The sequence below is a fragment of the Acinetobacter bereziniae genome (assembly GCF_016576965.1).
In the GTDB taxonomy this organism is placed as follows: Bacteria; Pseudomonadota; Gammaproteobacteria; order Pseudomonadales; family Moraxellaceae; genus Acinetobacter; species Acinetobacter bereziniae.
Genome location: NZ_CP066119.1, coordinates 4,332,581 through 4,347,575, shown reverse-complemented (window position 1 = coordinate 4,347,575; position 14,995 = coordinate 4,332,581). Strand labels below are relative to the sequence as shown.

Below are 14,995 nucleotides of genomic sequence, written 5' to 3'. Positions count from 1 at the left end.
TTGCCATTGTCTAAGGATAGAGTCTGCCGTAAAAAAACGGTAAGATATGATGATTAATTTGTAAACAGTAAAAAGAGTGTAAATCATGACGGATGCAACTGCTGGCAAAATCCCTCACGTTCTGGTGATTATGGATGGTGTGGGTCATCGTGAAGCGGTCGAAGATAATGCGTTTTTAGCAGCCAAGACGCCAAATCTAACCATGATGCAAGAAAAGCATCCGCATAGTTTAATTTCAGGTTCAGGTGAAGACGTTGGTTTGCCTGATGGGCAAATGGGCAACTCAGAAGTGGGGCATATGAACTTGGGTGCAGGTCGTGTGTTATACCAAGACTTCACTCGTATTACCAAAGACATTCGTACTGGTGCTTTTTTTGAACATGAAGTATTGATTGATGCTGTAGAAAAAGCCAAAGCGGCAAATGGCGCTGTCCATATTATGGGCTTGTTGTCAGAAGGTGGTGTACATTCACATCAAGATCATATTATTGCAATGTGTGAGTTGGCTTTAAAACGTGGTGCAAAAGTTTATTTACATGCCTTCCTAGATGGTCGTGATACTCCTCCACGCAGTGCAAAACCTTCTTTGGAAAAATTGGATGCAGTCTTCGCACAGTACCCTCAACAAGGTCGTATTGCGACAATGATTGGTCGTTACTTCGCAATGGATCGTGATAATCGCTGGGACCGTGTAGAGCAAACCTATCGCTTAATGACTGAAGGTGAAGCTTTGCGTGTTGTTGATTCAGCAACTGAAGGTTTAGAACAGGCCTATGCAGCAAATGAAAATGATGAGTTTGTAAAAGCAACCCGTATTGGCGACATCGCCAAAGTTCAAGATGGTGATAGCATTGTCTTTATGAACTTCCGTGCGGATCGTGCCCGTGAAATCACCAAAGCTTTTGTAGAAAAAGATTTTGCTGGCTTTGAGCGTAAAGTGGTTCCTCAACTGTCAAAGTTTGTCATGTTGACTCGCTATCAAGCAACTATTGATGCGCCTGTGGCTTATATGCCAGAAGAATTAAAAAATTCAATTGGTGAGTACCTTTCATCTTTAGGTAAAACGCAATTGCGTATTGCGGAAACAGAAAAATATGCCCATGTGACATTCTTCTTTAGTGGTGGACGTGAAGATGAATACCCTGGGGAAAAGCGCATTTTAATCCCGTCACCTAAAGTCGCGACTTATGATTTACAACCTGAGATGAGCGCACCTGAAGTCACTGACAAACTTGTCGAGGCGATTAACTCAGGTGAGTTTGATCTTCTGGTCGTGAACTATGCAAATGGTGATATGGTCGGGCATACAGGTGTATTTGATGCGGCAGTCAAAGCAGTTGAAGCAGTTGATGTAAGTTTGGGGCGTTTATATGACGCTGTTATGGCAAAACATGGACATATGTTGATTACTGCCGATCATGGTAATGTTGAGCAAATGCAAGACTATGTAAGTGGTCAGGTGCATACTCAACATACCACAGAACTTGTACCGTTTATTTATGTTGGTCCGACTTCAGCAGCAATTGCAGAAGATGGCGTGCTTGCAGATGTTGCTCCAACAATCTTAACTTTAATGCAGCTTCCTGTACCGAAAGAAATGCAAGGTCGCAATTTAATTACGTTAAAAGTCTAAATATCATTATTCAAATTTAGGTGCGGGAATGGTTCAAGCTTGGAAGTATGTTGCTGTATTAACAGGGTTATTAACTTGTGGAAGCCATTCCGTTTGGGCAGCCGAAAATGCTGCCACACTTGATTTTGATGGTGATGTTGAAGAAAGCATTGCAGAAGTTCCAATTGAATCAATTGAACAATTTGTTCAGATTTATGGGATTGTCAAAGACAACTATGTTCAAGAAAAGCCGGATGATGTACTGTTCCTGCAAGCTATTAAAGGCTTGGTCGGTGGCTTAGACCGTTATTCGCGTTATTTAAGCCCTGAAGAATATAAACAACTGATGCAATATACCGAGAGTGATCTTGCAACAGCAGACTTTGAATTGGGCTTTGATAGCCATATTCATCAGTGGAAAATTCAGAATCTACGAGACAATGCTGATTCATTTAAATTAGGTTTAAAAAATGGATTCACCATTTTTAAAATTGAAAATCAAGAGTTGAAAAATTTAAATGCAGAACAAGTCGAAGATTTGTTGCATGGTTCGATCGGCTCTACATTTCAATTACAACTGAATGAGAAAAGCCCTGCAATCACAGTAGTCAGAAATCGTAAGCTTGATGTTGCTGATATTGAACCTGTGATGTTGCATAATCAGGTTTTGGTGCTTAAAGTTAAAGTTTTTCAACAAGATACTGCGAACGAAATTAAACGATTAATCGAAGAATATAGCACTCAAAAAACCAAGGCAGTTTTATTCGACCTGCGTAATAATCCGGGTGGCTTACTTTCTGCGGCCGTTGAAACAGCCGATTTATTTTTAAATCAGGGAATTATTGTTTCAACCAAAAGTCGTTCCGAAGGAAATCAACAGTTTCAGGCTCTACCCGGTGATGAATTTTCAAATATTAAATTGGGTATTTTGATCAATGGTCGTTCTGCTTCAGCAGCTGAAGTATTTACTGCTGCCATGAAAGAACATCAACGTGCATGGGTGGCAGGTGAGAAAAGCTATGGCAAAGGTGTGGTACAGAAGTTATTTCCGTTGCCAAATGGCGCAGCTTTACAGATGACTGTTTCGCATTATTATACCCCGAATGGCAATATGATTGATGGGCAGGGGATTCGTCCGAATTGGGAATATCCTTGGGCATTGGATCAAAAAGAAGAAACTTATTTAAATAATGTTGCAGACCAATTATTAAAACATCGCTGATCGAATGTGAATGACATAAAAAAGCTGAGTATTTGATGCTCAGCTTTTTTTGATTATGAACAAAATTTATTATTGTTCGAGATCAATATCAGCAGATTCTATTCATCATCAGTATCTAGACCAAACTTTTTCAAACGATAACGTAAAGATCGAAAGGTCATGCCGAGTTTTTTCGCAGCTAAGGTCCGATTCCAATGGGTTTGATTTAATGCAGATAACAAGACTTCTTTTTCAACATTTTCCAAATATTGCTCCAAGCCTTCTTTCGGAATATTCGGTGCTTTGTTTGGAAGTTCAATCGCCGTATGGTTGGTCGGAACAGACTCAAAGGATTCAATTTTGTTAATACTGCTCCGTTGTGGCGCAGGTTGGAGTTGTTGAATATCGATAGAATCCTCATCACACATCGTGATGGCTTTTTCAATAATATTGCGCAGTTCACGAACATTACCAGAATAATGTTGCTGTAAAAGAAATGCTTTTGCTGCATCTGTGAATGATTTGCTCGGAATTCGCCATTCAGTACAAATTTGTTGAATAAAATGATTGGCTAAAATCAAGATGTCACGTTCGCGATCACGTAATGGCGGGAGTGTAATATCCATGACATGGATTCTAAAAAACAAGTCATGGCGGAACTTCCCTTGTTCAACCAGAGCTTCGATATTTTGATGCGTTGCACTGATGATTCGAAAGTCAACTTCTATTTCAGTATCGCTACCCAAAGGACGGATTTTCTTTTCCTGAACAGCACGTAAAAGTTTAGCTTGCATGGCTAAAGACAATTCTGCGACTTCATCCAAGAACAATGTGCCACCATTGGCAGCCTGAACCAAGCCTTGTTTATCTTGCGTTGCGCCAGAGAAACAGCCTTTCTTATGTCCGAAAAGCTCACTTTCCATCAGTTCTTCAGAGATAGCCCCGCAGTTGATTGCAATAAATGGACTATCACTGCGGTTACTGAGTAAATGAATAAGATTCGCAACCACTTCTTTCCCTGTACCAGACTCCCCTGTAATAAAAACAGGTGCTTGTGAACGGGCAATTTTTTTAATCGATTCTCTTAATTTACGAATGATTTGCGAGTCGCCAATGAGCATGGACTCTTCAAGTGGGGCTTTAGTTACAGTTTCACTCAACTGAGGAACATGTAAAGCTTTTTGTAAAAGTTGCTGTAAATGTAGTTGATTGATTGGTTTGCTAACGAAATCAAAAGCCCCAGCTTTAAGTGATGCAATTGCGATTTCCATATTGCCATATGCTGTGAGTACAGCGATTGGCGTTTTAGGATAATGTTGCGATACATGTTTGACTAAATCTAAACCACTCCCATCAGGCAAGTTTAAATCTGTAATACAGGCATCATATTTATATTCACTAAAAAAATATTTGGCTTGCTGTAAATGATGTGCCATATGTGTTTTGATACCCATTCGCGATAGGCTCATTTGCATCAACATACATAAATCTTGTTCATCATCTACAAGTAACACCAATGGTTGTCGTGTAGTCATATCCCCAAAAACCTAATCTAATCCATGCGTGGGCATTCGATACGAAAGCATGCCCCTTGTTGTTTTTGCTCAACGTAAATTAATTTCGCTTGATTTGCTTCGCATATAGTTTGCGATAGGTACAATCCTAAACCAGTTCCATTGATTTCGGTACTAAAAAATGGCTGAAATAATTGTGAAAGGTCTTGTTTTGTGACGCCTTTCCCATAATCAATCACATCTATACAAATATGCGTGTCATTTTTAAACGCCTTGACCAAAACGTATTCCGCATTTTGATCATTATGGCGTAATGCATTACGCAATAGATTGACAAGTACTTGCCTTAATTGAGAATCATCAAAATAAATCACAAGATCTGCTTCAATTTCAGTTTGGATTTTAGCTTGAGCATCACTTAAATCGTGTAACAATAAATCTTCTAAAAATAGTGGTAAGTCGATTTGACTGGCATGGGTTTTTTTGTTTTTTGCCATATCTAAAGTATCTTTGATAATACTGTTAATACGGACAGTCTGCTTGGTAATCATTTGATGGAGTAATGCTTGCTGCTGTTCATCACTCATCAGAAAAAGATCATTTGCCTGCGCAATGGCAGCGAGTGGATTACGAATTTCATGAGCAATACTTGCTGATAATTGTCCCAATGCTGCAAGTTTAAGCTGTTGTACCTTTTGATTTATTTTTTGTGCATCTTCAAGTACAAGAAGTGTCAGCGCCTGATGTGGAACAATCAGTTTTTGTACCCGAATATCAACGGTAAATGAGGATTGCTGTGATTCAAATTGAAAACGCTCACCATCTCGAAACATCGCATCTTTTAGAATTTCATAGAGATCAGGCTGGAAATTGGATAAATGATATTGTTCATGTGCATACAGGGGTGATATTCCTAATAGTGAACATGCGGCAGGATTACTGACAATAATTTTACATTTTTCATCGAGTACCAAATAACCGACTTCGATTTGTTCTAAAATATAGCGGTTGATATTTTGTAGCTTAAAAAGCTCTAAAGATTGGTACGTATTTAAGGACTCAAGAACCTGAAAACGGTTGATTGCAATTTGCCCGATTCCGTACACCATAAAAAACAAGAAAGCCAATAAGGCACTATTACTAATATTATTTAAATTAGAAAAATCAAAATAACTGCCCAGAAATTGCTGATAGATAATGGCAATGACAGACACTAAGGTAATAAATAATGCTTTGTTTTTACTCAGTAAAAAATTTGCAGTAAAGACTGCAATCACAAATAAAATACTGATGGCTAAATTTGGACCATTCAGCGCAAATACCAAGATACTGAGGAATGGAATATCAACAATAAAAAAGCCAATAAACTGCTGTGCAACGCCATGAGGGTAAAATTTCAACAACATCATTTGCAATGCTGCAATGATGGTAAAGGTCGCAATCGAATAAAAATATAAACTTGGGTATTCGTAGTGAACAGGCTGATTTTCTAAGGTAATCAGAAAAATAATGATTAAACAAAAGGCAATAATCAGTCGATAACCTGAGTAAAGTGTGCCTAGACGGTAAATTGTTTGATAAATAGGCACAGATACCGTAGACGACATACTCACACTCAAAGGTAGATCATTGTTTTATAAGATTTATGGCTTAATTAGACCATAACGTATGGCTAGATGAGTAAGTTTGACATCACTATCGAGACCCAGTTTTTCAAAGATACGGTAACGATAAGTATTGACCGTTTTTACACTCACAAAGAGTTTGTCTGAAATTTCTTGAGCGCTGACACAATTCACCACCATCATCGCAACTTGCATTTCTCGTTCTGAAAGTGCGTCGAAGGGTGAAGTTTGGGTATCTGATAAATATGAGCTGGCAAGTTGCTCTGCAATATCTGCGCTAAAGTATTTTCCACCTTGCATGACTTTTTTGATTGCACGGACCATTTCTGTAATGGGTGCACCTTTGGTGATATAACCCCGTGCACCTGCTTTGAGTAGCAGAGACGGGTAGGGTTCTTCAGCTAAACCACTTACCGCTAAAACTTTGGTATCAGGAGCAGTTTGTAATAAACGACGGGTCGTTTCTACCCCGCCAATACCAGGCATATTGACATCTAAAAGAACGACATTAGGGTGTTGCTGCCTTACAATGGTAATGGCTTCTTCACCAGATTCTGCTTGTCCGATGACTTGAATATCAGTCTGATCTTCTAACATTCTGCAGATGCCTGTTCTTACTAATTCATGGTCATCTACCACTAAAACAGTAATCACTTACACCTCCTTAAATTTTCCAATATCAACATTTTTGTTACATAAAGCAAAAAAGACTTGCAATGACATAACAAAATTGGCAATCCTATTCCTAATATCTATTCAATATTTGCGCACAATACATTGTGATTGAAATATTCGTTTTAATATAGTCACGTTTGAGTGTAAATGTAAGTCATATTTGAGGTAATTAGCAAGTTTGTGAATACCTCCCTGAGGTGAGTAAGTTATCGTGAAAAAACCAAAAAAAACGTTAATGCATGTGCTGAGTTTGTCAGTACTACTCAGTTTGAGTTCAACAAGTTTTGCTGAAATCATCATGAATTCAGGGGGAAGCGGACAAGCGAGTGTAAGTTGGTCATCTTCCGACGCAAGCCAATTATTAAATGGCGACTCTGTTGATGATGATGGTGAAGATATTTCACCTAAAGGCTCAACTACTTTAACCACAACAATTCGTCCATCAAATGCTGCACCAACAACACTGACTAACAAGTCTGTGCAGATTTATGATACCAATAGTTATAACAGTCAACCTTCAGTTAATGCTCGTGCTGCACTCGTGATGGATGCAACAACGGGTGAAGTGCTTTACAGTAAAAATACCAATACTTCGATGCCAATCGCTTCTATTACCAAGTTAATGACTGCGGTGATTACAGCAGATGCACGTTTGAATATGTCAGAAGAGATTACACTTCAACAAATTGATTTTGCTGGAGCAGGTGGTAAGAACTCCAGCTCAACTTTAAAAGTTGGCGATAGCATGAATCGTGCTGAAATGTTGCTTGTGGCGTTGATGAAATCTGAAAATCCAGCTGCAGCAGCTTTAGCACGTACCTATCCGGGTGGGCGACAAGCATTTATTGCAGCCATGAACGCGAAAGCGCGTCAATTAGGTATGACGTCTACACGTTATGTCGAGTCTACAGGTTTAGATCCTCATAATGTGTCTTCTGCGCGTGATTTAGGCATTTTGGTGAGTGCGGCATCTCAGTATGGCTTAATTCGTCAATTCTCGACTACAGCGCATTATGATTTCAATTTAGGCTATCGTATCCTGAAGTCAAATAATACCAATGCACTGGTTCGTAATGGTGGATGGAATATCAATATTTCCAAAACAGGATATATCAATGAAGCTGGACGTTGTGTAGTGATGCACACTACGGTGAATAGTCGTCCAGCTGTTGTAGTGTTATTGGGTGCAAGTTCTTCTCAGGCACGTACCAATGACGCAACCAATTTATTGAATTGGGTGAGTAATTTACCAAAACGTATTTAAGTATTTGGGTTTCAAAAACGCTCTTCGACATGAGGAGCTTTTTTTGTCTGTTAGAAACTTAAATCAAAAAGGAATGCCTTTAAATTATATGCGCTTCATCTTAATATGAGTTTATGCTGAATAAGAATAAAACCAAAATGATGAAGTGACTCAAGTAACTGTTGATGTTGGACATAAAAAAACCAGTTGCGAACAACTGGTTTTTTAGTGCGAAGGCGTTATTACATATTTGAAAGAATTGAGTCACGAACTTGATTCAAGGTCGCATCAATCGACAACATAACAGCATCTTCACATTGTTTGATGGCAGTATCTGGATCTTTTAAGCCATTACCAGTTACAGTACAAACAATCACAGAACCTTCCGCAATTTTACCTGCTTTAATATCACGGATAGCACCACCGATTGATGCAGCCGATGCTGGTTCAACGAATACACCTTCATACATAGAAAGTAAACGTTGCGCTTCTAAGATTTCAGCATCAGTTAACTCATCAAACCAACCTTTTGAATCACGTACAACGGCTTTTGCATGATTAAAGCTTTGTGGATTACCGATACGGATTGCTGTTGCAACCGTTTCAGGATTTTCAACTGGGCCACCACGTAGGAATGGTGCAGCACCTGAAGCTTGATAGCCGACCATGATAGGGCGACCTTCAGGATTTGGACCTGTAAACTGATCTGTTTCAGCGTCATAAACCACTTGTTCAAACGCTTCAACGGGTTGGTTCGCCACTGCTTCAGTATAGCCCATCCAATGTGCAGTGATATTCCCTGCGTTTCCTACAGGTAAGCAATGGTAATCAGGTGCACGACCAAGTGCTTCTACAATTTCATAGGCAATGGTTTTTTGACCTTGCAAACGATATGGATTGATCGAGTTTACAATAGTTACAGGCGCTTTATCTGCAACTTCTTTCACTAGACGCATACCATCATCAAAGTTACCACGGATTTGCATGGTAATCGCACCGTACATCATCGCTTGAGCCATTTTACCCATGGCAATTTTGCCTTCTGGGATCAAGACAAATGCTTTGATTCCTGCACGCGCAGCATAAGCAGCAGCCGCCGCTGAGGTATTTCCTGTAGATGCACAAATAATCGCTTTAGAACCTTCTTCAACTGCTTTGGTCACAGCCATGGTCATACCGCGGTCTTTAAATGAACCCGTTGGGTTTAAACCTTCGTATTTCACATAAATTTCAACATTTTTGCCAATAAGACGTGGAATGTTGTCTAATTTAATGAGAGGCGTGTTCCCTTCATTTAAAGAGATAGCACGTGTAGTTTTCGATACGGGTAAGCGGTCACGATAGCGATCAACAAGTCCTGTATAGCGATTGGCATTAGACATGATGGTGTTCCAGTTGTATGTAGAGCAAATAAAGGTATTCTTTCGCCTCTAGCCTCTTATCAAAGAAGCTAAATTCACCATTTGGTCTGTTTGAAATGGCGAATTTATCTGCATCTTTGTTATCGATGCAGATGAGGGGAGGATTAAATCCGATTAGTTATCGAGCAATTCTAAACGAATTCGTACGATTTCGCCATGAATAGCAGGTAAGGCTTGAATTTGTGCAATCGCTTCATTCATTTTTGATTCAACGATTGGATCTGTCAAAATCACAATCGGGATTAAATCTTTTAAACGAGGTTGCTGCATAATTGCATCAATACTGATTCCTGTACGGCTTAAGATAGTGGTGACATCTGCAAGTACGCCTGTTTGGTCTTCAGCATTTAAACGCAAATAGTAACCTGTAGTCATTTCATCACTAGATAAAATAGGCAAGTCTGAAAGGGCTTCAAAAGCCAATTGTGGAATTGTACCTGAGCCATCTTCTGTATATATGATGTCACGAACAATATCGACCACATCAGCAACCACAGCAGAGGCAGTTGGACCTGCACCCGCACCCGCACCATAGTAAAGTGTTGGTCCAACAGCGTTGGCTTGTACCAATACTGCATTCTTGACGCCATTTACATTGGCGATCAATTCTTCTTCAGGAATTAATGTTGGATGAACACGCAATTCAATGCCTTTAGTTGAACGACGTGCTATGCCCAAATGTTTGATTTTATACCCAAGCTCTTCAGCATATTTAACGTCTTGTGCCGTTACTTTGGTAATTCCTTCAGTATAGACTTTGTCAAACTGTAAAGGGATACCAAATGCACATGATGCAAGAATCGTCAGTTTATGTGCCGCATCAATCCCTTCAACATCGAATGTTGGGTCAGCTTCTGCATAGCCTAGCTCTTGTGCTTCTTTGAGAACATCAGCAAAGGCACGACCTTTTTCACTCATTTCTGTGAGGATAAAGTTACCTGTTCCGTTGATGATACCTGCAAGCCATTCAATTTTATTGGCTGCCAAGCCTTCACGAATGACTTTAATAATTGGGATGCCGCCTGCAACAGCTGCCTCATAGGCAATCTGTACATGATGATCATCTGCTGCTTTAAATAACTCATTACCATGTTCAGCAAGTAAGGCTTTATTTGCAGTCACCACTTGTTTACCATGTTTGATGGCTTCCATAATGACTTCATAAGCAGGATGAATTCCGCCCATAACTTCAACCACAACGTCTACATCGGGTTGGCGAACGATCTCTAACAGATCTGCACTTTGCTTCACACTTGCTGGTAAATTTAGATCTGGACGTGGACGACGAGTGCCTACGTGGGTAATTTCAATTTCTCGACCGGTGCGACGTCTAATTTCAGCAGCGTTTTCTTGTAGTAGTTTAAGGGCTCCACCGCCTACGGTTCCTAGACCGAGTATTGCCAGACGAACTGGTTTCACGTCACACTCCAATTATGCATATAAATTATATTAAGCTTAGATCATAGCTAAAAAATGCGCCAGACTCTAGAGTCTGGCGCATCTTTATATTGAGCTATAAATAATAGTAAATTTACTGATAAAAATTATTTATTTAAACGGCTTTCGATTTCATCAGCTGTCATGTAACCGCCCAGATATTCACCATCTGCATTGTAGATTGCAGGGGTACCATTTACGCCCATTCTTAAACCTAAAGCATAAAGGTCACGGACTGGGTTTTTACATGTTGCAGGTGGAAGGGCAGTACCTGCAATGGCTTGATTGAATGCGCTATGGCGATCAGCACTACACCAAATGCTTTCCATGGTTGGAATAAACTGTTCGCCACGAGGCCAAGGGATATAGCGTATTTCAATACCTTTTGCGGTGATTTCACCAATATGTTCATGCAGTTTATGGCAATACGGGCAGCTTGCATCAGTAAACACATAAATCACATGTTTAACTTTACCTTGTGCTGGATAAACCAAGAGGTCTTTAACATTTAAATCAGCAAAGTGTTTTTTATTTTCAGCTGCTTGAAGCTTGTCACCGATACTACTGAGTTTTTCACCGCCTAAACGAATGACATCACCTTGGATTAAAAATTTACCGTCAGCAGTGGCATAGACTGAACTCATTCCTTCCATACTGATCCAATACAGATTTGGCATTTCAGTCGGTTTAGCATCCAAGATTTTAGCATTCACGCCTGCTTTCTTGAAATTGGCTTGTAGTGTTTGGATGAGGCGTTGTTTAGCGTCACGTTCAGTTAAATTTGATGCCTCACCAGTTGCGGGTGCTGTTGCAGTCAAAGTGTCATCTTTTTTTGAGTCTGGCGTTTTTGAACAAGCACTCACTGCCATCGTGCTTGCAATCAGACAAGCCAACATCAATTTTGAACGATTCAATTGCATAAATAACTCTTTTATGTTTCTTCAGCATTATTGTGTGGGGAATTAGCATAGCAAAAAAATCAAAGCCATACTTTAAAACTTGATTAAGGGATGTAAATTATCAGTATTACTTCCATTTGAAAATCTTATGCGCGTGGGTGATATTTTTCATGTAATTGCTGCATACGCACCTGTGCCACATGAGTATAAATTTGAGTGGTGGATAGATCACTATGCCCTAAAAGCATTTGCACCACACGTAAATCAGCACCATGGTTGAGTAGATGTGTTGCAAAGGCGTGGCGGAGTGTATGTGGTGATAACTCTGCTTGAATGTTTGCCTGTAAAGCATAGCGTTTGATGGCATACCAAAAGTTTTGCCGACTCATGATGCCACCATGCTGGGTTAAAAATAAGTAATCGGTTGCTGACTTATACAGCTGCGGTCTAGAGGTATTTAGGTATTGTTCAACCCATTCACAAGCAACCTCACCTAATGGGACCAATCTTTCTTTATTTCCTTTACCTGTAATTCTTAAATAACCCTGTTTTAAATTGATCAAATCGAGTCTTAAATTTAAAAGTTCTGATACACGCAATCCACAAGCATAGAGAACTTCAAACATGGCTCTGTCACGTAAGCCCAATGCTGTACTTATATCAGGTGCTTGGATCAGCGCCTCTACATCTTGCTCAGATAGATCTTTAGGCAATGCTCGTCCAAGTTTGGGAGTTTTATGCATGGCAACTGGATTATCTAAACGAATCTTTTGCTCACGTAAAAATTTAAAAAATGAACGGAGTGCTGAAAGTGAGCGTGCAATCGAGCGTGGGCTTTTACCTTGCTTGGTCAATTCTATGAGGACATCGGAAATATCGTCATGTGTCCAATCGGGTAAATAAGTATTTACACATTCACTACATTGGATTAAGTCGGATAAATAGGCATTTCTTGTATGCGGACTGACCGTTTGAGCAATTAAATAATCACGAAAACCTTGTAAAAAGCTTAAATTTTCAGGAATGGCAACTGCAGTTGGAATACGTGGTTTCTTATTTAACATGGTCTTAGCAAAGTTTAAAGCGTCTCTGTGAGATGAATGTAGACTAAAAAAATAAAGAAGTCGAATACCTAAAGTGAATGAGAATTGTAATGAACCTTACTTGGTAATTATTCTCATTTGTATGTATAATAAACTATATATCGTATTCATTTTAGGGTTAATTGCAGTGCGTTTGTCAGACTTGAAAGTAAAGCAAACTGCCATTATCTCAAAGGTCAGTCGCACCTCAGAAGATAATGTCAATCAGCCAGATTTAGTGGCAAGCCGTTTGGAAACACTAGGTTTTGTGCCTGGCACACGTGTACAAGTGATCACAAAAGGGATTTTTGGTGGTGATCCTATTTTAATTCAAATTGGTTTTACTCGATTTGCTTTACGTAAAGTGGAAGCGCAGAAAATTGAAATTCATCAGGCATTAGAAGGGGCTTCCGCATGAGCGAAACTTTACGTATTGCTTTAGTGGGAAATCCTAACTGCGGTAAAACTTCTCTTTTCAATCACCTTACTGGAACACGCCAAAAAGTTGCCAACTATGCAGGGGTGACTGTTGAACGTAAAGTTGGAGCATTTAATTTACCTTCAGGTCGCGCGGTTCGTGTTTTAGATTTACCTGGAACGTATAGCTTAAATGCAACAAGTCCAGATGAAGCCATTACCCGTGATGTGGTCTTGGGTAAAATTACAGATGAACAAGATCAACAAGCGTTTTTATGTGTGGTCGATGCGACCAACTTAAAATTGCATTTAGGTCTGGTTCTTGAAGTGATTGAACAAGGCAAACCAATTCTACTTGTATTAAACATGATGGATGAGGCTCGTCGCCGTGGTATGCAAATCAACACTCAGAAACTATCACAACGTTTAGGTATTCCTGTCGTTGAAACAGTTGCTGTGCGAAATGCTGGTATTGAAAACCTGATGGCGGCTTTGGAAGATGAGAAATTCCGTACCCCAAGCGCAGAATTGAGTGATGTGAAGCTTTCAGGTTCTAATCATGAAAAAATCGATCAAATCTTAAAGGATGTGGTGGTTTTTGTAGATCATGAAGATAAACGTACTGATTTTCTCGATAAAATTTTCCTGCATCCTGTTTTAGGGCTTCTAAGCCTTGCACTCATGATGTTTGTCGTGTTCCAAGCCGTTTTTGCTTGGGCTGCACCATTTATGGATGGAATTGAAGAATTCTTTGCTTGGTTTGGTGAGTGGATTGGACAATTTATTTCACAGCCATTGCTTAATAGTTTGGTGGTTGATGGTGTGATCGCGGGGGCAGGTAGTGTGGTGGTTTTCTTGCCACAGATTCTGATTTTATTCTTCTTTATTTTGGTCTTAGAAGAATCTGGGTATTTGCCACGTGCTGCGTTTCTGCTGGATAAATTGATGTTTAAAGCTGGCTTAAGTGGTCGAGCTTTTATCCCATTATTATCAAGTTTTGCTTGTGCTGTACCAGGTATTATGGCGACACGAAGTATCAGTGATCCGCGAGATCGTTTGGTTACGATATTGGTTGCACCACTGATGACATGCTCGGCACGTTTACCTGTATATGCTTTGTTAATTGCAGCATTTATTCCGGAAAAAATGGTTTGGGGCTTTCTGAACCTACAAGGCTTGGTGCTGTTTGGTCTGTATATGGCAGGCATTGTCAGTGCACTGATTGTTGCAACTGTACTGAAATTTTTCCAAAAGGATAAATCTCAACATGCGTTATTGATGGAATTACCAAGTTATCGTATTCCTGATATAAAAAGCGTTTGGATTGGGTTATTAGACCGTGCCAAGATTTTCTTAAAGCGTGTGGGTGGAATTATCTTCGCTTTGTCGATCTTGTTATGGTTCTTGTGTACTTTCCCTCAACCGCCTGAAGGCGCAACTTTACCTGCGATTGACTATTCATTTGCAGGGATGCTGGGGCATGTCATGCAACCGATCTTTGCACCATTAGGTTTTAACTGGCAGATTTGTATTGCCTTAATTCCAGCGATGGCTGCACGTGAAGTTGTTGTTGCTGCATTGGGTACGGTTTACGCATTGTCAGCAGCAGATGATGATGCTGTTGCTCAAGGTCTATCTCATTTGATCAGCCAAGGTGACTTGAGCTGGACAGTGGCAACAGGTTTATCATTACTGGTGTGGTTTATCTATGCACCTCATTGTTTGGCGACATTGGCAACAGTAAGACGTGAAACAGGTTCGTGGAAAACTGTGGCAGGTATGACCATATATTTATTTGGTCTAGCATATCTTATGGCATTCCTGACTTATCAAATTGCATCACGCTATTTTGGTCTATAAGGTGAATTA

General features: G+C 39.8%; 12 protein-coding genes. 5 read left to right on the top strand and 7 right to left on the bottom strand.

What is annotated here, in order from left to right; genetic code table 11:
• Positions 1-85 precede the first annotated feature (85 nt).
• Both gpmI and I9192_RS20355 read left to right on the top strand, forming a co-directional pair.
• Entirely contained in the window at positions 86-1,633 is a 1,548-nt protein-coding gene (gene gpmI / locus I9192_RS20360; protein WP_005035335.1) for a 2,3-bisphosphoglycerate-independent phosphoglycerate mutase, read from the top strand.
• A gap of 28 nt (positions 1,634-1,661) precedes the next feature.
• Positions 1,662-2,834, top strand: a complete 1,173-nt coding sequence (locus tag I9192_RS20355) for a S41 family peptidase (protein WP_042088582.1) — start codon at positions 1,662-1,664, stop codon at positions 2,832-2,834.
• A 98-nt stretch (positions 2,835-2,932) separates the two neighbouring features.
• Here the strand turns inward: I9192_RS20355 and I9192_RS20350 are convergent, their stop codons facing one another.
• From I9192_RS20350 to gacA, 3 genes are read right to left on the bottom strand one after another with little or no spacing between them, the layout of a single operon-like run.
• Positions 2,933-4,348 (bottom strand): sigma-54-dependent transcriptional regulator, encoded by a 1,416-nt coding sequence (locus I9192_RS20350; RefSeq protein WP_005035339.1) that lies wholly within the window; start codon positions 4,346-4,348, stop codon positions 2,933-2,935.
• Positions 4,349-4,365: 17 nt separating this feature from the next.
• On the bottom strand, positions 4,366-5,934 hold the full coding sequence (locus I9192_RS20345) for a sensor histidine kinase (RefSeq protein ID WP_004826317.1): 1,569 nt from the start codon (positions 5,932-5,934) through the stop codon (positions 4,366-4,368).
• A 36-nt stretch (positions 5,935-5,970) separates the two neighbouring features.
• Positions 5,971-6,606 (bottom strand): response regulator transcription factor GacA, encoded by a 636-nt coding sequence (gacA, locus tag I9192_RS20340; protein WP_004718392.1) that lies wholly within the window; start codon positions 6,604-6,606, stop codon positions 5,971-5,973.
• Between the two features lie 232 nt (positions 6,607-6,838).
• Between gacA and pbpG the strand changes: the two genes are divergently transcribed.
• Positions 6,839-7,891, top strand: a complete 1,053-nt coding sequence (pbpG, locus tag I9192_RS20335) for a D-alanyl-D-alanine endopeptidase PBP7/8 (protein ID WP_004826319.1) — start codon at positions 6,839-6,841, stop codon at positions 7,889-7,891.
• A gap of 221 nt (positions 7,892-8,112) precedes the next feature.
• Here pbpG and thrC read toward each other — a convergent pair whose 3' ends face one another.
• The 4 genes from thrC to xerD form a co-directional block, all read right to left on the bottom strand.
• Entirely contained in the window at positions 8,113-9,252 is a 1,140-nt protein-coding gene (gene thrC / locus I9192_RS20330; protein ID WP_005035341.1) for a threonine synthase, read from the bottom strand.
• A gap of 153 nt (positions 9,253-9,405) precedes the next feature.
• Positions 9,406-10,710: a homoserine dehydrogenase gene (locus I9192_RS20325; protein ID WP_005035343.1), complete on the bottom strand. Its 1,305-nt coding sequence runs from the start codon at positions 10,708-10,710 to the stop codon at positions 9,406-9,408.
• A gap of 125 nt (positions 10,711-10,835) precedes the next feature.
• Entirely contained in the window at positions 10,836-11,648 is an 813-nt protein-coding gene (locus I9192_RS20320) for a DsbC family protein (protein ID WP_004826328.1), read from the bottom strand.
• A 125-nt stretch (positions 11,649-11,773) separates the two neighbouring features.
• Entirely contained in the window at positions 11,774-12,691 is a 918-nt protein-coding gene (xerD, locus tag I9192_RS20315) for a site-specific tyrosine recombinase XerD (protein ID WP_005035345.1), read from the bottom strand.
• Positions 12,692-12,857: 166 nt separating this feature from the next.
• On the opposite strand from xerD, the gene I9192_RS20310 reads away from it, so the two are divergent.
• Entirely contained in the window at positions 12,858-13,127 is a 270-nt protein-coding gene (locus tag I9192_RS20310) for a FeoA family protein (protein WP_010591216.1), read from the top strand.
• Positions 13,124-14,986, top strand: a complete 1,863-nt coding sequence (gene feoB / locus I9192_RS20305; RefSeq protein ID WP_005035349.1) for a ferrous iron transport protein B — start codon at positions 13,124-13,126, stop codon at positions 14,984-14,986. The genes I9192_RS20310 and feoB overlap by 4 nt, the downstream gene beginning before the upstream one ends.
• The last annotated feature ends 9 nt before the right edge of the window (positions 14,987-14,995 follow it).